Origin of the sequence: Neolewinella antarctica, assembly GCF_011927835.1 — a bacterium.
GTDB classification, from domain to species: domain Bacteria; phylum Bacteroidota; class Bacteroidia; order Chitinophagales; family Saprospiraceae; genus Neolewinella; species Neolewinella antarctica.
Genome location: NZ_JAATJH010000002.1, coordinates 84,139 through 105,092 on the forward strand (window position 1 = coordinate 84,139; position 20,954 = coordinate 105,092).

The 20,954-nt window shown below is 54.3% G+C and carries 14 protein-coding genes and 1 pseudogene; 9 read left to right on the top strand and 6 right to left on the bottom strand.

Features of this window, described 5'->3' with window-relative positions; all coding sequences use genetic code 11:
• Nucleotides 1–267 precede the first annotated feature (267 nt).
• The gene (locus tag GGR27_RS05705; protein ID WP_168036460.1) at nt 268–1,092 is read left to right on the top strand and encodes a sulfurtransferase; all 825 of its coding nucleotides are present in this window, start codon (nt 268–270) and stop codon (nt 1,090–1,092) included.
• 66 nt (nt 1,093–1,158) lie between these two features.
• Here the strand turns inward: GGR27_RS05705 and GGR27_RS05710 are convergent, their stop codons facing one another.
• Nucleotides 1,159–2,016 (bottom strand): LytTR family DNA-binding domain-containing protein, encoded by an 858-nt coding sequence (locus tag GGR27_RS05710; RefSeq protein ID WP_168036461.1) that lies wholly within the window; start codon nt 2,014–2,016, stop codon nt 1,159–1,161.
• Between the two features lie 152 nt (nt 2,017–2,168).
• Here GGR27_RS05710 and GGR27_RS05715 point away from each other — a divergent pair, with 152 nt between their 5' ends.
• The 6 genes and pseudogenes from GGR27_RS05715 (at nt 2,169) to GGR27_RS05740 (ending at nt 9,755) form a co-directional block, all read left to right on the top strand.
• Entirely contained in the window at nt 2,169–3,776 is a 1,608-nt protein-coding gene (locus GGR27_RS05715) for a SulP family inorganic anion transporter (RefSeq protein WP_168036462.1), read from the top strand.
• 163 nt (nt 3,777–3,939) lie between these two features.
• Nucleotides 3,940–4,356, top strand: a complete 417-nt coding sequence (locus GGR27_RS05720; RefSeq protein WP_168036463.1) for an SRPBCC family protein — start codon at nt 3,940–3,942, stop codon at nt 4,354–4,356.
• Nucleotides 4,357–4,596: 240 nt separating this feature from the next.
• Nucleotides 4,597–6,360 carry an alpha/beta fold hydrolase gene (locus GGR27_RS05725; RefSeq protein ID WP_168036464.1) on the top strand — a complete coding sequence of 588 codons (1,764 nt, stop codon included), beginning with the start codon at nt 4,597–4,599 and terminating at the stop codon, nt 6,358–6,360.
• 109 nt (nt 6,361–6,469) lie between these two features.
• Nucleotides 6,470–7,979: pseudogene (locus GGR27_RS20530) on the top strand (class I SAM-dependent DNA methyltransferase).
• Nucleotides 7,969–9,321, top strand: coding sequence for a restriction endonuclease subunit S (locus tag GGR27_RS05735; protein WP_168036465.1), 1,353 nt, complete (start codon nt 7,969–7,971; stop codon nt 9,319–9,321). The pseudogene GGR27_RS20530 and the gene GGR27_RS05735 overlap by 11 nt, the downstream one beginning before the upstream one ends.
• A gap of 17 nt (nt 9,322–9,338) precedes the next feature.
• The gene (locus GGR27_RS05740) at nt 9,339–9,755 is read left to right on the top strand and encodes a hypothetical protein (RefSeq protein WP_168036466.1); all 417 of its coding nucleotides are present in this window, start codon (nt 9,339–9,341) and stop codon (nt 9,753–9,755) included.
• Between the two features lie 280 nt (nt 9,756–10,035).
• Here GGR27_RS05740 and GGR27_RS05745 read toward each other — a convergent pair whose 3' ends face one another.
• From GGR27_RS05745 to GGR27_RS05760, 4 genes are all read right to left on the bottom strand, one after another.
• On the bottom strand, nt 10,036–10,659 hold the full coding sequence (locus GGR27_RS05745; RefSeq protein WP_168036467.1) for an HNH endonuclease family protein: 624 nt from the start codon (nt 10,657–10,659) through the stop codon (nt 10,036–10,038).
• Nucleotides 10,643–11,950 (bottom strand): AAA family ATPase, encoded by a 1,308-nt coding sequence (locus tag GGR27_RS05750; RefSeq protein WP_168036468.1) that lies wholly within the window; start codon nt 11,948–11,950, stop codon nt 10,643–10,645. Before GGR27_RS05750 ends, GGR27_RS05745 begins: the two co-directional genes overlap by 17 nt.
• 341 nt (nt 11,951–12,291) lie before the next feature.
• Nucleotides 12,292–13,386, bottom strand: coding sequence for a T9SS type A sorting domain-containing protein (locus GGR27_RS05755; RefSeq protein WP_168036469.1), 1,095 nt, complete (start codon nt 13,384–13,386; stop codon nt 12,292–12,294).
• Entirely contained in the window at nt 13,383–14,876 is a 1,494-nt protein-coding gene (locus GGR27_RS05760) for an SUMF1/EgtB/PvdO family nonheme iron enzyme (RefSeq protein WP_168036470.1), read from the bottom strand. The genes GGR27_RS05755 and GGR27_RS05760 overlap by 4 nt, the downstream gene beginning before the upstream one ends.
• Before the next feature lie 212 nt (nt 14,877–15,088).
• On the opposite strand from GGR27_RS05760, the gene GGR27_RS05765 reads away from it, so the two are divergent.
• Both GGR27_RS05765 and GGR27_RS05770 read left to right on the top strand, forming a co-directional pair.
• Nucleotides 15,089–18,382, top strand: coding sequence for a type I restriction endonuclease subunit R (locus tag GGR27_RS05765; protein WP_168036471.1), 3,294 nt, complete (start codon nt 15,089–15,091; stop codon nt 18,380–18,382).
• Between the two features lie 238 nt (nt 18,383–18,620).
• Entirely contained in the window at nt 18,621–19,397 is a 777-nt protein-coding gene (locus GGR27_RS05770) for an amidohydrolase (RefSeq protein WP_168036472.1), read from the top strand.
• Between the two features lie 185 nt (nt 19,398–19,582).
• Here GGR27_RS05770 and GGR27_RS05775 read toward each other — a convergent pair whose 3' ends face one another.
• Nucleotides 19,583–20,734 (bottom strand): BamA/TamA family outer membrane protein, encoded by a 1,152-nt coding sequence (locus tag GGR27_RS05775; RefSeq protein ID WP_168036473.1) that lies wholly within the window; start codon nt 20,732–20,734, stop codon nt 19,583–19,585.
• Between the last annotated feature and the right edge of the window lie 220 nt (nt 20,735–20,954).

Genomic DNA, 20,954 nt, shown 5'->3' on the forward strand with positions numbered 1-20,954 from the left:
TAGGAGGAGTAAAGAAGTAAGAGGATAGAGTAAGGACGTGGACGCTTGCCGCCGGAGCCGTCCTTACTCTCTACTCTTTCAGTGCGCAGCACGATCTTTACTCTTTTAAAGCGGAGCAAAGAAGTAAGAGGAAAGAAGAAGGACGTGGGAGCTCATCGCCGGAGCCGTCCTTACTCTATACTCTTTCAGTGCGCAGCACGATCTTTACTCCCAATCTTCAAATGCCCATAGATCAAAAGGACCCCAGACCAAAGACCAAAGACCAAAATGCCCCTAATAACCCCAACCACCCTAGCAAACTTAACCAACAACCCCGCTACCCTAATCTTCGACTGCCGCCACGACCTGTTCCACCCGGAAGCCGGATTGGCCGCCTACCGTGAAGGCCACATTCCCGGCGCCCACCACCTGCACCTCGACGAAGATCTGTCCGGCGAGATCATCCCCGGTAAAACCGGCCGCCATCCTTTGCCGGAGTCGCAGTTGTTCGCCAACCTGATGTCTACCTACGGGCTGAGTAAGGGCAAAACCGTCGTGGCTTACGACGATAAAGGCGGTGGTATCGCCGCGCGGCTCTGGTGGATGCTCCGCGCGATCGGCCACGAAGACGTGCGCGTGCTCGACGGCGGTTGGCCGGCCTGGACCGCCGCCGGTTTACCGACCGAAACGGGTGACCTACCCCTCCCCGAAACGGACTACCGCCGGGTAACCGAACCCTACTCCGCTCCAACTTACCAACTCCGCACCCGCGTACGCGCCCAAATTATCACGCTAAATTCATCTCAGCTTTTAGTCGACAGCCGCACGGCCGACCGCTACCGGGGCGATCACGAACCCATCGACCCGGTAGCCGGCAGCATCGACGGGGCCGTAAACTACCCGTGGCCGGAGAACCTGACCGCCAATGGCAGCTTTAAATCAGCAGAAGAACTCCGCACCCGCTTCGCCGCCCTCAACGACCAAGAAGACATCACTTTCTACTGCGGCTCCGGCGTAACGGCCTGCCATAATCTACTGGCCTTTTACCTGGCTTACGACCGGATGGAGGGTCTGTATCCCGGTGGATGGAGTGAGTGGATTACGGAGGTCTAAGGTCTAGAGTCTGTGGTCTGAAGTCTATAGTCTTGATACCAAAGACCAAAGACCACAGACCAGTTTTTACGAAAGCACATACTCCCGCACCCGCCCAACGTAACTCCGACTAACCGGCACTTCCTCCTCCGTCCCCACTAGATTGACTTTCAAGCCCTGCGCATTACCCCGCACGGCAGCGATGTGATCGGTATTCACCAAGTAGGAGCGGTGGCAGCGAATAACGGTGGAATTGCTCAACTTATCGGCGGTCTCGGCCAGGGTGGCGCGGATGGTTTCTTCGGCGAAGTGGCCTTCCCGGAGGTAACCTACCCGGACGTAGTTCTGCCGGGCTTCGCAGAAAAGAATATTACCCGGGTCGAGCGAGAGGTTATCGGCCAGGTCCGTTAACCGCGGCGCGGACGGGGCGGGGGTGAAGCGGCCGGTGATGCGACTCAGGCTACTGGCCGTCCGCTGGTTGTCCCGCTCGGCGCGGAGTTGGAGGGCCATGCCGGAAAAAGCGATCGGGAATAGGCCGATGGCGATCGTCGGCAGGGCGATGGAGCCGAAGACGAGTAGGGAAAAAGCGGACCAGTCGACGAGCGCGTTGTAGTACACGAAGTTGCCGACGGTGATGAAGAACAGCACGCCCGCGCAGTCGAGGATCCACCGGCCGAGCGTCCAGTCTTCGCCCGTGCGCCGCCAGCCGAGCACCCGGTTCGTGAACCAGGAATAAGCCACGGCGATGGCGAACGTGACGCCCGCGTAGCCGACGGAGATCCACAGCGCGTTTTCGCCGAACTGCAGACCGAGGGGGCGCAGGAAGTACAGCGCTAGGAAAACGAACAGCGCCGTGCGGGCGTGCCCGAATACGATGGCCCGGCCGAACTCCCGGTCGGGGAAGGGCCGGCGGAGCGGATTTTTGGGGAAGCCAGTCGGTTGCATGGGGCTACGTTGCGGGACGCCGAAAGTACGCAAGGTTCGGCGAGTCCGCTTTGCCGGCCGGCCGTGCCCAAGCAAAAGTTGGTTCATGAACTAAACCGATCGTTTCTTGTAGCTACCTTTTACGCGTTCTTCACTCACTCAACTTCACCTTAGTGTCCAACACCCCCAGCCTCACCGCCAACTTGCGCAGTGACCTCCCCGCCGCCCTCGTCGTTTTCTTCGTGGCCCTGCCGCTCTGCCTAGGCATCGCCCTGGCCAGCGGCGCGCCCGCCTTTTCCGGGCTGATCGCGGGCATCATCGGCGGCATCGTGGTCGGTGCGCTGTCGGGCTCACAGATTGGGGTGTCCGGGCCGGCGGCCGGTCTGGCGGCAATCGTCCTGACGGCAATCGGGTCGCTGGGCTTCGAGAACTTCCTGGTGGCCGTCGTGCTCGGCGGGCTGATTCAGGTCGGGTTCGGCCTGCTGCGGGCGGGCGTGATCGGTTACTACTTTCCGAGTTCGGTCATTAAGGGCATGCTGACGGGCATCGGGCTGATCATCATCCTGAAGCAAATACCCCACTTTTTGGGTTACGACGCGGACTACGAAGGCGACCAATCTTTCTGGCAAGTTGACGGCGAGAACACCTTTACCGAGATCATCAACGCGCTCGGTAACCCCAGCGTGGGGGCAACGACCGTCGGCTTCATCGCCCTGGGGATTCTTCTGCTGTGGAGTAACGTGCTTTCGAACAAGGGCAAGATCTTCACTCTGATCCAGGGGCCGCTCGTCGCGGTGGCGGCCGGTATTCTGTACTACGTCCTCACGCAGGGTAACCCCACCTGGGGCGTTGCGCCGGAGCATTTGGTACGGGTGCCCGTCCCGAAAAGTTTCGACGATTTTCTCGGCCAGTTCACCTTCCCGAACTTCGGGGCCATCACCAACCCCACGATCTGGGTAACGGCCTTCACCATTGCCCTCGTGGCGAGCCTGGAAACCCTGCTTTGCGTCGAAGCGACGGATAAGCTCGATCCGGCGCAGCGCGTCACGCCCACCAACCGCGAATTGATCGCGCAGGGCTCGGGCAACATCCTTTCCGGCCTCATCGGTGGCCTGCCGATTACGCAGGTAATCGTGCGGTCGTCGGCCAACATCCAGTCGGGCGGCAAGACAAAAATGGCGGCGATTATCCACGGCGTATTCCTGTTGTTGTCGGTCATCGCGGTGCCGACGTTGCTCAACAAAATCCCGCTGGCGGTGCTGGCGGCGGTGCTGCTGATCGTCGGGTATAAGCTGGCCAATCCGGCGACGGTTTCGGCGATTTACCGTTCGGGTTGGAAGCAGTTTGGCCCCTACATCGTCACGGTGCTCGCCATCGTGTTTACGGATTTGCTCACGGGCATCGCCCTCGGCCTGGTGGTCGCCATCATCATCATTTTGTACAAAAGCTACCAGAATAGCCATTTCCTCCACCGGGTCGATTCTGACGACGCGGCCGGCCGCCACCACGTACAAATGCAGCTGGCCGAGGAGGTCACGTTCTTCAATAAAGCGGCCATCCTGCGCGAGCTCGACGGCCTCCCCGAAGGTGCCATTCTCGAGCTGGACGTCCGCAAAACCCGTTACCTGGACTACGACATCGTCGAGATCCTCGAAAACTTCGCCACCAAAGCCCGCGACCGGGGGATTGACATCGAGATCATTGCCGTTGGGAAGCGGGTGATGAATCCGCCTAGTTATATGAAGTTTTTTGATTTGGCGCCTGCTGTTGAGGGGCATTGATGGGTCTGTGGTCTACAGTACTAAAGACCATAGACTATAGACCATTTTTTGCGAGGTCGCGGGTGCAAGGGGTAATGGTAAGAGCAAAGGTTCTAGAGCAAAATTCATACGACCGTTTGTCCCAAAGATGCAGATGCATACAAAACGAAATAAACGACAAACCATGCCCGCCGCTTCCTACCGCACCGTAGTCAACGCCCCCGCCGATCATCTCTGGTCCCTGCTACTCGACAAAATTACCCGCCCGGATAAGTACATTTCCGGCGTCACGAACGTCCGGATCGACGAGGTGATTGACGAACGTACGCTGGTGCGAAGTATGGAACTGGGTAATGGGTTGACATTGAAGGAGCTCATCACGGCCGACCCCAAAACGAAGACCATTGTTTTTAAAGCCATCGAGGAAAAGCGCTTTACCGCACTGGTTGTTAATACGGTCTACGAGCAAGCCGGTGTTTGCTATCTGGAATACACGATGAGTAACATTCCGCTGGGTGATCACGCGCCGGTGATTGGAAATATGGACGGGCTGATTAAGGCTTCGGTGTTGGAGATGCGGGGTGTGGCGGAGGCTGGTTAGGCTTGGAGGCTTTTATCTTATAGCGCGAGGTGTAGGCTGATTTTTTTGATCTCCACGTTTCCTTTATACCTGAACACGCTACGTCTCGGAAAATATCTGCCGGATCCACAAACAAACTAATATATGGTATTTTTTAATATGCAATTCCTTAGCTTCGTGCCACCTAATTTACAGTAAAAACCGGCAAACACGCTCTATCTCTCTCTACCACCTATTCTGGTAAGCTTCTTCACACTACTCATGAAAAATATCATAATTACCCTACTCGTAGTAGCCTACGGCACTACGCTCTGTTCCCAAACCCAAGACTTCCTTTCCCGACGGTCCAATGAATCAATCGTGAAAACACAGGCACTGGTGGCGGAAGTTCAGTTGGCCGTCGCGGATACAACCAAACTACAGTCCGTTCTCACGAATAAATCCTTGAACGATGGGATCGTACATTTTCCTTATCCCATAATGTTCATTCATGGCCTAAACAGTAATTCTAATACATGGCTGCAATTCTATACGGATGCAAGTACGCAGGGGTGGGATTTCGGGGGTGAAATACTCTTCAACCTTAATTCTGACAACAACGATGAACACTGTAACTTATATGAAGGTGCGTTGATCGACGTAGTCGACTTCAACAATCCGATAAGCCCCGGTGACTTCTACGCAATAAATTTTAATACTGACATACGGGGCAACTCGTACGGTGATAATTACGATAACCCGTTCCTTAGCAACCAGGCCGCCATTTTCAAGCAGGCCTGGGCGGTACGCAACGCGATCGCACGGGTGCTGGCGGTAACGGGCCGCGACAAGGTAATTCTTGCCGGCCACTCCATGGGTGGGCTCGCCGCGCGAGCTTACCTTCAGAACGAGAGCTTTCACCAAGCCGACGGTCAACATCACGTAGCGAAGTTAATGACCACCGGGACGCCACACGGGGGAAGTAATTCTAGCGGATATGGTCTCGGCCCGCTGTTCTCGAATATCGACGAAAGGTCGGATGCCGTCCGTGATTTACGGTCAAGTTATAGCTACTCCAACTCTCCCGGAGTATTCCTATTTGGTGGGGTGGAAACAGCTTCGGTGCTCAACGATCATTTGATCGGTGGATTTTATAACAACGACGTAGGCTGTGACGGCGCTTCACTGGGTTTCATAAAGGGGCTTAACCAACAATCGCCGGTAGCGGATATCGATTATTCTTGCATAACGGGCAACGGAGGGTTAGGTATAAATAGTGATGGCGTAGTGCTCGTTACTAACGCTCAAATCAATAACTTCCTCGACGTAGCCGCAGAAACATTTAATCTGACCAGCGAGACGCTGATTTTCCACAACGAGCTACCTACACTAACGGAAGAAAACTTCCGCGCCCTCGACGAACCCGATTATTCTAGGCTGGCCTACGAGATTCAGCTAGACACCGTTTACAACGGGTACATGAACGTGCAGGCGAATGACGCGGAATACAATCTGATCGACTACGATGACTTCGCGCTGACCGTCGCGCAAGATTCGTGGGTACAAATTATAGTCGACAGCCCCGCCGACCTGCTCGGCTTGGGGATCACCGTAGGGGAGGAAGACGTAATCTTTAATGAGGAATTCAGCGTGGGGGAATACACCCAAGAACCCATCTTCTTGCGGGCCGGGCGGTACACGGTAGAGTTTTATTCTTACCCACGGGCGGACGAGTGGCAGAACAGTTACGGCTTCCTATTCCAAACGGTAGAAAACCCGACTTCTACGCAAGATTTAGGACAGGATCGATTGGCGGTCTACCCGAACCCGGTAAGCGACCGGCTCGGTATTAAGCTCGCTAGCCCGGTAACGGGAGCCGTGCGGGTGTCCGTAACCGACGTTAGTGGGCGTCAAGTGATCAATTACGCGCAAGACGGGTACGGAACGGATATGGAAGTAGCCGTTAGTGCGCTAAGGCCAGGAGTCTACGTAGTGCGGGTGATGACGCAGGCCGGTGTCTACGTGGCGGAGTTTATTAAGCGGTAGCGTCCCGGGGTTTTCACGGCTTGCCGTACCTTCCCCGCTCCCCCCGAAATAACCCTGCACCCGCGACCGCGCCCATGGCCAAACAAAAGAAAAGACCCCCACCAGCTCCATCGAAGAAAACCTCTGGGCCACCGCCAACAAACTGCGGGGCAAGGTGGAGAGCTCCGAATACAAGCACGTGGTGCTGAGCCTCATCTTCCTGAAATTCGCGAGCGATAAGTTCGTCGCGCGGCGGGAAGAAATGATCGCCGCCGGGCAGGGCGACTACCTGGAAATGAAGGAGTTCTACAATATGCAGAACGTCTTTTACCTGAGCGAGGAAGCGCGGTGGAGCTACGTGATGGCCAACGCCAAGCAGGACGACGTGGCGCTGAAGATCGACCAGGCGCTGGCAAAGATCGAGCGCAACAACCCGGCGCTGAAGGGGGCGTTGCCGGACAATTACTTCACCCGCCTCGGCCTGGACGCCGCCAAGCTCGCCGCGCTGCTCGACACGATCAACAACATCGACACGATCGCCGGCGGCGGGGAGGAGGACGTCGTCGGGCGCGTCTACGAATACTTCCTCGGCAGATTCGCCGCCGCCGAGGGGAAGGGCGGGGGAGAGTTCTACACGCCGAAAAGCATCGTGAACCTGCTGGCGGAGATGATCGAGCCCTACTCCGGCAAGATCTACGACCCGCGCTGTGGCTCCGGCGGCATGTTCGTGCAGTCGCTCAAATTCGTGGACAAGCACCGGGGCGACAAGAAAAACATCAGCGTCTACGGTCAGGAATACACAGCTACGACCCGCAAGCTGGCCAAGATGAACCTGGCCGTGCGCGGCATCAGCGCCAACCTCGGCGACGGACACCTTTAGCCGCGACCAGCACCCGGACCTCAAGGCCGACTACATCCTGGCCAACCCGCCCTTTAACCAGAAAGACTGGCGGGCGGCCGACGAACTGGCCGACGACCCGCGCTGGGCCGGCTACCCCACGCCGCCGACGGGCAACGCCAACTACGGCTGGATTCTCCATATCCTCGCCAAACTGAGCGAGGGCGGGACGGCCGGGTTCGTGATGGCGAACGGCTCGATGAGCAGCCAGTCGAGCGGGGAAGGGGACATCCGCCAACGTCTCGTCGAGAACGATGCGGTGGATTGCATGATCGCCCTGCCCGGGCAGCTGTTTTACACCACCCAGATCCCGGTTTGTTGCTGGTTTTTGGCGAAGGACCGCAGCGGCGTTGGCCATCCCCAGGCGGTCGACCGGCGCGGCAAAGTCCTGTTCATCGACGCCCGGCAGATGGGCTCGATGATCGACCGGACGCACAAGGAACTGACGGAGGAAGACATCGCCACGATCACCGAAACTTACCACAACTGGCGTAACGGTTTGGAAGCCTACGCAGATGTGGCCGGCTACTGTAGATCAGCGGACTTGGCGGAGATTGCGAAGAATGATTTCGTGCTGACGCCGGGGCGATACGTGGGGATTCCGGAGGAAGAAGATGACGGGGTTCCGTTTGAGGAGAAGATGGGGGCGCTGACGCGGGTGCTGAGTGAGCAGATGAAAGCAGGGGCGGCGTTGGATTTGGTTATTGCGGAGAATTTGAAAGTGTTGGGCTATGAAGTTTAAAGAAATAGTCTTACAAGACGGATTAAATAAAGTAATTGATTACAGAGGCAAGACGCCAAAGCTGTCAAAAGCTGGTATTAAATTAATTAGCGCAGCAAATGTAAAAAGGGGAAAGCTTGATTTTTCGACTTTAAAATGTATTAGTACTGATACATTTGAAAAGTGGGCTACACGAGGGTTTACTAGACCTGGTGATGTCTTGATAACCACCGAAGCACCTGTAGGTGAGATCGCGCTCTATCCAGATGACGGCCAAACCTATCAATTAAGTAGAAGAGTTATTGCTCTCCGAGCTGATCCTACAGTATTCGACAACGAATATTTGTACTACTATCTACAATCGAGACGACCTCAGTACGCTTTGAGCGCGAGAAGTAATAGAGGGTCGACAGTTCCAAGAGTACTAAAACCAGACATCTTAGAACTGCCAATTTTGGCTCCGTCCTTAAAAATACAGAAACGAATTTCAATTGTATTAGGATCAATTGACAGAAAAATTGATCTGTTGAAACAACAAAACAAAACCCTAGAATCCCTAGCCCAAACCCTCTTCAAATCCTGGTTCGTAGATTTCGACCCGGTGATCGACCGGATGCTGTTGGCGGGTAAGGAATTGCCGGAGGGGTTGCGGAAGCGGGGGGAGCTTAGGCGGTCGGTGGTCTTTAGTGAGGGATACGCGCGGTTGCCGGAGGCGGTTTTGGGGTTGTTTCCGGTGGGGGTTGGGTTTTCGGAGGGGTTGGGGCGGTGGGTTCCGGCGGGGTGGGCGGTTGGACCAGTATCTAAATTTGCCGATGTAATTGGTGGAGGTACGCCCAGCCGAAAGGTTGATGAGTATTTTACAAACAATGGAATACCTTGGTTATCACCTAAAGACCTATCGGGCTATAATTATAAGTACATTGACAAAGGCGCGCAGGATATCACTAAGCTTGGTTTATCCAAAAGCTCCGCAAAGATTTGCCCTATTGGGACGATTCTGTTTTCTTCGCGAGCACCGATAGGATACGTTGCAGTAGTATTAAATGAACTTACTACAAATCAAGGATTTAAATCACTGTCCCCTAAATCTTACGAGATGACGGACTATCTCTATTATTATATGAAGAGAATCACTCCGGAGATTGATGCTGCCGCTACTGGATCGACATTTAAGGAAATCTCGGGAGGTGCCCTGAAACAGATTATGATTTTAATGCCATCTTTGAGTGTACTCAGTCAATTTGGAGATTCCCTAGAAGGGATTAACAACAAGCAGGAATTACTTAGAGAGCAAATCCAAACCCTAACCAAAACCCGCGACACCTTACTGCCGAAGTTGATTTCGGGGGAGTTGGTGGTTTGAGAGTCAATACATAGACCATGACTTTTTGCACGGGCATAGCTTACGTCGGGTTTCTGCTTGCTGGTTTCTTCGTACTAGTCGCCATAAACCTCTTCGTCGACCAAGTAAAAGGGAAATCACCGTCGGAAACGCTCGCCATCGGGTTCTTTTCGTTCGTAGCGACGTGTATTGGCTTGCCGTCTTTGTTTCTCTACCACTGGTGTCTGGACGGGCGGGTGCTCCACGTTGGTTTTTGGACGGGGGGGTGTTATCTGTGCCTGGCGGTTGCTGCGGTAATCGCTTTTCTTGGGTTCAAGTACATCAAAGATACTAGTAGTCCAGACAGGATCGTGCCCGGTGGCCTCGGTGAGGGGCTTATTTTTTTGGCTTATTTGGCGGTTGCGGTGATCTTAGGGTTGGTTGCCTGGTTGGGGCTCTGGATTTTGGGTGGGTGACTTTCACTACGCGTGTTCGGGCAAAAAACTGGTAAGCTGGCTGTGTTCCCGCTGCGAGTGGCCGGACAAAAAATGGACTGGCTGCGCTGGTCAGTTTATTTATCCGACCACCTTTGCTACAATGGCGGTATCGACTAATAGGGTGAATTTTACTAAGCAGGTTACTTCATATTCTATGTTGCTTGGAACAAACGAGTATTACGTTTAAACTATGATCAAAACCTGCGATACTTTGCTGCTGAAGTTGATTTTGGGGGCGTTGGTGGTTTGGGTGAATTTACTATCCCCGACGAATCTTGTCCTTAATGTAGGCGATAATAATATCCTCGTAGGGGCGGCGAGCAGCCATGTAGTCACTGAGCAGTTTGGCGAAGTTCGGCTTCTTGTTTCTACCCAGGTGGGCATTCTGAAAGGTTGTTAACGCCAAGCGCCGCCGCCGCTTGTGCTCTCGGTGGTTGAGGTTCAAATGTGCTGGGCTATCAAGACCGGTTTGGTGCCGATCAAATGAAGCGGTAATGCTTCCGTCACCGAAGCCATAAGCTAGGGTAGCGATGTGGGCACCGTTGTGTGGTTTGATGTAAATCTTTGTGTCCCCCTTACTGGTATCACAGTGGAAATGAGGCGTGCCATCGACGTACAGCATACCCGTGCAGCAAGCGAGCATATTGGTGTAGTCTAATCGGCGATCGGGTGGGCGGACAGATTGTGGGTGCCAGTGCTCCAATTTGGTTTTAGCCAGACGGATACGACTGGTGCAATAGGCACAACAATTGGATTGTTCCGCAAGTAGTTGTTCCTTGATATCGTCTTTACCGTTGGCGGCGGATAGTTCTTCGTAGGTGCCACCGCTGGCCCGGTGAGTAGTGAGGACCGTTGGTTCGGTGCTCTTAATAATTAGCCTCACTGGTCTCGAAAGTTATCAGGGTTTGGAGTTGAATGATCTCAGGATCATTGGGGCTAATCTTTTCAGCGAGGGCTTCCAGTTTTAATTGGGCGGCGGCCAGGTTTTCGGCGGTCGGATCGTTGAGGTGACGGCGGATGGCGTCAAAGTCTTTGCGAACGTCCTCGGGCCGAGTCGGTACACCCATCAGACTGGAGATAACGTCGCCGGCTTCCATGCCGTAAGGTTCCTGCAGTTGACTGCCGGGGATGATACGATTTTTGGTGAGCAGGAAAAGTTGGTTGTCCTGTAGTTGATTTATTACCAGCGGCGCGTGCGTCGAGATAATGAATTGAATGTTGGGGAAGGTGTTTCGTAATGCTTCGACGATGTTAGCTTGCCAGCGGGGGTGGAGGTGGAGTTCTATTTCGTCAATTACAACGATGCCGCTGGAACTTGTGGGTTCATCTAAGTGTCCGTTTCCCGCCAAACACCGAAATACTAAATCCATTACTAAGCCAAGAACTACTTTTTCTCCTGCGGATAATTGGTTAAATTGTATTGTGCCTCCTTGCTTTTTATAGACTAAAAACTGCTCTATTCCAACCGTTTCTAATTTTACCTGGTTAAAAAAATCATCACCGCTAAGAATTCTTAAAAACTGCTCTATCACCGTTTCGAATGCCGAAACGTAGGGAGATCTATACTCTGCGAAAGGCGATTTAACAATCTCGCTATTTTGTAAATTTATTATGTGCACGTAGTACGCCGTTATTTTGTCAAAATCAACTCGACCATTAAAAGCACCAAGGTAGGTGTGTGTTTTATCAGTAATTTTAGGATAAGTTTTTGAATTACCATTATCAACGTACTTTGTTGCTCCGGCGTGATAGTGAGCAAGGATTGGCACTGAAGCAGTTCGTTTAACCACATCTCTACTCAACTGGTCTACTAGATTCTGCTCGTGCGTGCTGAAAGCTCTCATCAGCGAATCCACGGTACCTGCCCGATTCACTATTTGGTGTGAAAACCGGTATTCATCCCGTGTATCTTCAAATACTATATGAGTAACCCATCCACCTACATCGTGGTCATTGTTCACGTCAAACCTGTTGAAATTTATTAGGTCACTCTGCTCGCCTTCTAAGGAGAAGGGAACTAATCCTGCAAGCGTCGCAGCCACCGCCTCCAACACCGTACTCTTCCCACTCCCGTTCACCCCAATAAAAGCCGCCACGTGCGGGTCCGTAAACTCCACCACGTGCTTTCCGGCGAAGCCGCGCAGGTTCTCGATGGTTAGGGATTTGATGGTCATGGTTGGTCGGTTGTGTGGCCATTGTGGTCGTTTTACACATCGGATGAACTTATTTGAGAAGCACGCTGCGCGCGCTCCTCAAATAAGATACATCCGATGAGAAAACGAGTGATCTACTTCCTCAAGGATGTAGTGATTTTAGCTTTTGCTGCTGCTGCTGCTGCGCGGTCTCATCGGGTGCATCTTTTGTCCGGGCGTAGTCGAGATAAAAGTTAGCTTACGCTGTTGCCAGAGGCGGTCATCAGACGTGTAAAATCACGAGTACTCACGTTTAAATCCCAAGATACTAAGTTCCCCATAAACCGTCTCTCCCTGCCGCCCCGGTTGACGTGTCGAATTACTCACCGAGGAACAACGATAATTGCTTTAACGCGATCTCCCGCGAGCCGGTTACCTACCCGGATAAAGTACTGTCCGGCGGGCAAGAATTTTTCGTTGAGGTCCAGTTGATGAATCCCCGCGCCCCCGTTGAGTACGGATTGAGCTAGTACCCGCCCGGCGGCGTCGACTACTTCGTACTGAAGGGGCTGCTGATTGGGTAGCTCACCTTTGATGTCCAGGTTAAGGGAGGTGCCATCATTGGGGTTGGGGAATACCGTGTAATCCCACTTGGTCGGGGTAGCGTAGTTTACCTGCCGCAATTGGGAAAGCTGGAAACTACCGTCGAAATCAACGCTGCGTAGCCGGTAGAAACTGGTGCCGGAGTACGGTGCTTCGTCCCGGGTTTCGTAGTGTAACACTTCATTCGGTCCCGAGAAGCCGCTTGCCAGGACGGTTTTACTCAATGGGTCGAATGACTGGCCGTCCCTGGTCCGTTCTACCACGAAGAAGTCGGTATCCCGCTCCTCCGTCGTGACCCATTTCAGGAGGACAAATTTTTCGTGAGGTACGGCTTCGAAACTGATGAGCGTCAGGGGTAGTAAGGCACCGTTGAAAGTTCCCACGTCGTGCCCGTCTCCGTTGCCGCCGCTGAACACCAAAGTAGCGTCGTAAGCAGACAACATGGTGGCTAGAGATTGCATATCGTGCCCGTCTCCGTTGCCGCCGCCGAACACTAGTGTGGCATCGTAAGCGGATAGCATAGTGGCTAAGGCTTGCATATCGTGTCCGTCTCCGTTACCGCCGCTGAATAGCAGACTGGCATCGTAGGCGGACAACATGGTGGCCAAGGCTTGCATATCGTGTCCGTCTCCGTTGCCTCCGCTGAATAGCAAGTTGGCGTCGTAGGCGGATAACATCGTGGCTAAGGCTTGTATATCGTGCCCGTCTCCCGCGCCCCCACTGAATAGTAACGTCGCATCGTAAGCGTTGAGGCTTACCGCGAGGGGGGCGGCGTCGTGCCCGTCTCCGCTCCCACCGTCGTACTGGGCCGTGAGCGGTGAGTGACAAACGTTCAGCAGCAGAATAATTAGTAAATATCTGGTTAAAGTTTTCATTGTTGGCCGGTACTGATGACGCCACGGATACCGTTGGATTGGAGGGATGGGGTCCCGGCAAAGGTGCCGAATCTGCGGGAGGCGAATCTTAATTCTGCGGGGAAACTTTGAAAAGAGCCGCCGCGGAAGGCCAGGCCGTCCGTAATGGGGAAATAAGGTGAGAGCGTACCGTCTACATCAAGTTCTCCCCTTCCGTGAAAACCAGCATAAGTACTGGTAGACGGATTACCTAAGCTAATGGCCCGCTCATACAGGTTCCCGCTAAGTTCCATGATACCGTAGTAGCTGCCGCCGGAGACCGTACGGGAAGGCGTAGGGGCACTGGCCGCGAAAATGCCGTTGCGGAGTGGATTTCCCGAAGTCTGGCCGTAGCTGGCATTACCGAAACTGGAGCTGGGGTTGCTGATTTGTTCGGCGGGCGTGCCGGCGCTTTGCAAAATATAGCTGGTGACCGCTATGGTGGGATTGCCCCACGCGTACTCCCCGCCAATGGGTGTAATCGGGCCCCGTGCCGCTTTCTCATATTCTAGCTCCGTCAGGGGGCGTAACCCGGCCCACTGAAGATAGGTGCTATAGAAATCGTTGGGGATGTAATTCATCGGGACGTCAGGCAAAGTAGTCGTAGCCGCTGAACCCGGTAACCAGGACACGCCATTTCTGGATTGCTCCGCATTTGTGTTTTTACCGAGTGGGCCGGTAACGTCGAGCGCATCCTGTTGTGCCGGGTTGAGGGTATTGAAGAAATCGACCCACTGTTGTTGGCTGACTTCGTACTTCATGCAGTAAAAGGGCGTGAACCCTTTGGGAAAATCCTCTCCGTAGGTCCGCTCCGTCCGATCTCCACCGAACCCTTCAGCAAAACCTAGTCCGAATTGAAGAAAGCCCGTCGGAAAGAGCCTAATCGGATCATTAGAGTTTATACGAGTGCTACTAAAGAACGTGTCTTCTGTGGTGCCTGAATAAGTGGCAAAGGAGGCCTCAAAGGCTGGCTCCGTACCATTCCCGACGGTAAAAGGACCTTCGGGGACGTAAACCATTTCCGTGGCGAATACGCGCAGGTCGATGCTCGAGTTACCGTCGTAACCGCCCGCTTCGTAATTCCATTCCATTACCACGTCGGTCATGTTGGCCGTACCGCCGCCGTCCGCCGCACGGTGCACCATGTGGCCAAACCTTTTTGGCCCGAACAAGTTAGGTGCATCCCCAATGGTGTCGATAGCCACGAAGCCGGTGGGGTAGGTGACCTCGTAGTCGAATATTTTTTCGAAGGGGCCGTCGTTGATACTCACGACGAAGAAGACGTAGGCGGCATCCCAGTTGGCCGGGCCGTCGGAAAGGCGCCAAGAGTTGTCCCAGGCCAAATCGTACTCGAAAGTAGCGATGCCATTTGCCTGGGAAACGAGCTCCACGTTGCTAACGCGAATGTTGTTGGCAGCCACGTACGTGGGGGCCAGCAGGAGTAGTAGGAGACAGGTACAGAAGATTTTCATTGACAGTTGTTTTTTGTTTTATGCACGACCGCGGTGGGGCGTTACCGAAATAGTGAAAATTCTTTTTGCTAGGTAATTATGTTCAATCACTTCAACTAGGTCAGGTTGCTAAGTTTCCCACAAACCGTATCTTCCCACCTTTACGGGCCATTTGCCCCTCCGCTTTGCTCTTTCCCAAACACACCTTGCACCCGCGCCCACGCCCCTTTTAAATGTCAAACCACTTCAACGAAGCCACCCTCGAAGCGGCCATCATCAACCTCCTCGAAGAACAGGGCTACCCCCACTATTTCGGCCACCAACTCGACCGCCCCGACGAAGAAACCGTCCTGCTGCGCGACGACCTAACCACCTACCTCCGCACCCGCTACCGAGCCCAAAACCTGACCGACCGCGAGATCGCCGGGATCATCCACGAACTGGAACACCTGCCCGCCTCCGATCTCTACGGCAGCAACCGGGAGGTGATGCGGCTCGTTACGAACGGCCGGAACTTCGTACGGGAGGACCCGCGCGACGACAATTTTTATCTCTACCTGCTCGACTTCCCCGGCGAGGTCGCTACGGATTTTACCACTACCGCGTCCGCGTCCGCACAATTGATGAACGTAAGCGACGCCCCCATTTTTTCCGGGGTGGGGGATGCTAACGTCTATCGCTTCGTGACGCAGTTGAAAATAACGGCGACCAACGGCAGTTTCCGCATTCCTGACGGGATTCTTTACGTGAACGGCTTGCCGCTCGTTGTCTTTGAATTCAAATCGACCGTACGGGAAGAAGCGACGATCCACGACGGGTTCGTGCAAATACAGACGCGCTACGGTCGGGATATTCCACAATTAATTAAATACAATGCTTTTTGCGTCATTAGTGACGGCCCGAACACCAAGGCCGGTAGCTTTTTTGCGCCGTATGAATTTTATTATGCGTGGCGGCGCGTCGATAAGCCGGACCCCACGGAGCACGTTGGCGATCAACTCTTTACGCTAATCCGCGGTATGCTCGACAAGGACCGCCTGCGCGACATCATCCATGATTTTATCTTTTTGCCGGATACCGCGCCGCCGGACCTGAAGATTCTCTGCCGCTACCCCCAGTATTACGCGGCGCGGGCGCTTTACGCTAATATACTGCGGCAACTGAAACCGCGGGGCGAGGGCAAGGGCGGGACTTACTTCGGCGCGACCGGCTGCGGAAAAAGCTACACGATGCTTTTTCTTACCCGTTTACTGATGCGCTCACAGCGGCTCAACAGCCCGACCATCGTACTGATCACCGACCGGACCGATCTCGACGACCAACTCAGCGCGCAGTTCACCAACGCCAAGGAGTACATCGGCGACCGGGTCGTTAAGACGGTAATTAGCCGTAATGACCTGCGGGATGAACTGGCGGGGCGGGCGAGCGGCGGCGTTTTTCTTACTACCATTCACAAATTTAACGAGGATACTGAACTGCTTTCCGAGCGCACCAACGTGATCTGCATCAGCGACGAGGCGCACCGCAGCCAGGTTAATCTGGAACAAAAGGTGGTCACGACCAAAGACGGGGTCTTTATTCGTTATGGGTTTGCCAAGCACCTGCACGACAGTCTGCCGAACGCCACGTTCGTTGGCTTCACCGGCACGCCGATCGACGCCACGCTCGACGTATTCGGCCCGGTCGTCGATAGTTACACGATGACGGAATCTGTCCGCGACGAGATTACCGTCCGGATCGTCCGGGAGGGCAGGGCGGCAAAAGTCCTGCTCGAAGGGAGCGTCGTGCAGAAGATGGAAGACTACTACGCCGAGGCCGCGGCCGCCGGTGCGAGCGAGTACCAGGTGGAGGCCAGTAAGAAAGCGACCAGCGGAATGAACGCTATTCTCGGCGACCCAAGCCGGCTCAAAGCCCTCGCCGAAGATTTCGTGGAGCATTACGAGCGGCGCGTTGAGGAAGGTTCGACCGTGCTCGGTAAAGCTATGTTCGTGACCTCCAACCGCCACATCGCCTACGATCTTTATAAAGAGATCATTGCCATCCGCACTAGTTGGGCCGACCGCAAAACAAATTCAAATACCTATACTGCTATACCTACCGCGTCTGAGCTGTCTCCCCTCTCCTCTTCCGGAGAGGGGCCGGGGGAGAGGGCTACTCAAAACAGCCAAACCCAGCCCGTCGCTTTCAGCAACCTGGTAATGACCCGGGGCAAAGACGATCCCAAAGAGCTTTACAACCTACTCGGCACCAAAGCCTACCGAAAAACCCTCGATACCCTTTTCAAAGATCCCACCTCCAACTTCAAAATAGCCATCGTAGTGGACATGTGGCTGACCGGCTTCGACGTACCCGAGCTGGATACTATTTATATCGACAAGCCCATCCAGCACCATAACCTCATCCAGACTATCAGCCGGGTCAACCGAAAACTCGCCGGGAAGGAGCGGGGGCTGGTCGTGGACTACATCGGCATTAAGACCCAGATGAACCTGGCCCTGGCGATGTTCTCCAAGGCTGACGGGCAGAACATTGAGGACGTAAACAAATCGATCGTCGCCGTCCGCGATTTTCTCGATCTTCTGCGGAAGTTCTTCCACGGCTTTGACACCAAACCGTATTACGCAGGCACCCCACTCGAAAAACTGCGCACCCTCAACGCCGCCGTCGAATTTGCCATGGCCACTCAGAAGCGGGAGCACCGGTACATGCAACTGGTTAAACGCCTCAAGGCGGCTTACGACGTGTGCTCCGGTAGTGGCGTGATCCGGCAGGACGAACGCAACGAGCTGCACTTCTTCCTGGCCGTGCGCGCCATCATCGCCAAGCTCACCCGGGGCGACGCGCCCGATACGGCAATGATGAACGAAAAGGTGCGAGAGATGATGCGCGAGGCCATTGCAAGCGATGGCGTCGAAGAACTGTTTACTATCGACGGGACGGACGGCCGCCAGGATATCTTTAGCGACGAATACTTGGAACGAATTAAAAAGATTAAGCTCCCCAACACTAAGGTCAAACTGCTCCAGAAATTACTGGCCCAGGCCATTGCCGAGTTTAAGAAAGTTAACCGGTTGCAGGGTACTAATTTCAGCGAAAAGCTACGGGGCCTCGTTGAGCGTTACAACGACCGGACGGAAAACGACACTTACGTCGGGGACGTCATCGAAGAGATGTCCGACAGCATCATCGACCTCTACCAACAACTCACCCGGGAGATGAACTCTTTCGGGGATATGGGTATCGACTTTGAAGAAAAAGCCTTTTACGATATTCTCCTGCAACTCAGCGTCAAGTATGATTTTACGTACCCCCTCGACAGAATGCTCGACTTAGCTGAAGCCATGAAAGTGATCGTCGACGACAAAGTCCGTTACGAAGATTGGAGCGAGCGCGCCGACATCAAAGCCGAACTCAAAGTTAGTCTCGTACTTCTGCTCGCCGAATTCAAATACCCTCCGATTACGAATGACGACGTCTACCAAAAAGTATTCGAACAGGTGGAGGGCTACAAAATGAACCGGCGGTAATGTTATGTAGTGTTTATGGGCCCGGAGGGTCGTCTATCGTAGCGTGGGACCCCGAAGGAGCCGCGCAGCGCATGCTTCCCCACGTTTTCGTTGTTTTTTTTCATTTTTGTTATTCCACATTTTCGTTATTCCACGTTTTCGTTTAAATTTCCTACGTTTCAGTCCAACCCCACGATTCATGCAATCCCCTATTTTGATCATTCCACGTTTTTGTCATACCAAGTATTAAACACCAACCATGCAAAACCTACGCGCCACCCTCCTCCAAACCGAAATAACCTGGGAAGCCCCCGCCGAAAACCGCACCCGTTACGCCGCGCGGATCAAAGAACTAACCGGCCAAACCGACCTAATCATCCTCCCAGAAATGTTCACCACCGGCTTCACCATGAACCCCGGCCCCCACGCCGAAGCGATGAACGGTCCGAGCGTGAACTGGATGGCCGAACAGGCCCGACGCACCAATGCGGCAATCACCGGTAGCTTGGTGATCGAGGAAGGCGGGAAGTACTATAACCGCCTGATTTTCATGCGCCCCGACGGCCAGTTCGATGTCTACGACAAACGCCACCCCTTCTCCATGTCCGGCGAGCACGAGCACTACGCCGCCGGCACCGAACGCGTGACGATCAAGTTTCGCGGCTGGCGCATCCGCCCCCTGATTTGTTACGACCTCCGCTTCCCCGTCTGGTCGCGCAACCACGATGATTACGATCTATTGATTTACGTCGCCAACTGGCCCGACCGTCGGGCGCACGACTGGCGTATTCTCTTGCAGGCCCGCGCCATCGAAAACCAGGCTTACGTAATCGGCGTCAACCGCGTCGGGGCAGACGAGAACGGCCACGCCTACAATGGCGATAGTTGCGTCATCAGCCCCGGGTGGGACGGGGTGATTTCTTCAGTAGCAAAAGAGGAGCGCACGTGGACGGAAACCCTCTCCGCCGATCACTTGCGGAAAGTACGGCAAAAGCTTCCCTTTCTGGCAGACAGGAATGACTTTTCGGTACTATAATCACGAAATATCTAATTAACCATAATAACTATATCCCAACGCTCCAACGTCCCCCCTCTCCTCTTCTGGACCTCCGCAGGAAGCAGCGCAGCTAAAGGGGCCGGGGGGAGAGGGCTCTTATTGCTCTTGATCATTCTTAATAGCTAATTATTCAAATAATTAATGATCACTTAAAATCATTAACCTCAAAACGCCTCCCCCAAACCAATATAAAACCCCGTCCCCCGACTAAGCCCCAGCCCAACCCCGTAATCCACCCGCAAATTCACGTTCTCGCTCGGAATGATCGCCACCCGTAGCCCCGTCCCAACGGAATACCGCAACTGATCGATCCCGAGCGAACCGACGTCATCCGCCACCTGACCGAAGCCACCGAAGAACACGACGCCGACGTTCTTCCACGTTTGCCAACGGTATTCCGCCTGGGTAAACAGGGCCAATCGGTCGCGAAAACGGAACTCGATGAAGCCGCGCAGCAGGTCGTCACCACCCAGCGTACTGAGTTCCTGCACGGGCGCTTCGCCGGCGGCGTAGCGCGCGAACAATTGCACGCCGAACACCGACCGCTCGTTGAGCCGCCGGTAGGTGCGCAGGTCCAGTTTACTGATTTGGAACACGCTCGTCCCGCGCAGGGCGGTGCCGTAAAAGCCCTGCGTAAACTCCGCCAGGACACCTCGTTCGGCATTGATTAGGTTGTCGCGCGAATCGTAAGAACTAGCGAATTCCAGCCCGACGCTGCGGCTGCCGATGCTGTCCTGCAGACTCGTTCCGGCCGGAAAACCCGGCTTCTCCTCAATGATCTCGTTGTTGAAATAATGATTGTAGCGAAAGCCCCCGCCAATGAATAATTTTGGTAGTACCTGTCGAAGTAACACCGGTTCGACGAGAAATTGTTGGTAGGTAATCTCACTCCGGTCCTCCTCGTCCGACCCGTTGCCGACGCCGTAGTAGCTGTGCGGAAAGTCAATGTAACCGAGGTTACCGCGCAATAGCCACTTTTCCTCGGGGAAGAAAACCGTAAAACTCGACGTAGCAAAGATTTGGTTGTTGAGCGTATAACTCGCACCGAGGGGCACGTTGGACGTGCGGGTTTCCGGGCCGGCACCCTTCGGTTTAAACAGCAAGCTCGCTCCGAAGCCAAAGCCTACGCTCGTATTCGGATCGTAAAAAACGATGGGTGCCAGGACGACCTTTGCGCGAAAGGCGTTTGTATCCACTGGTGGCCTGCCGAGATTGAATTCTAGTAGGTCGGTGAGTTTTTCGATGAAGCCCTGTGCGGGGAGGGTTAGGGGGAGTAGCGTGAGCAACAATCCGGAAAGTAAGTGTCGGTGGGGCATGGGTGAAGGTCTAACCGGGAGAAGTCCCGCGGCGGGTGGAAAGTTTGCCGCGGCTTGCCCGGCTTGCCCGCCCATTTTCTTGGCACCCGCGTCCGCGCCTAATATTTGGGCGCGGACGCGGGTGCCGGGTGAGTTTAGTAAAAGAGACAGGGAATTGTCTTCGGTAACCCCCCAATGGAGAGTTGTTTGGTGCGGTCGGGAGAATAAGTACCTTGGGCTA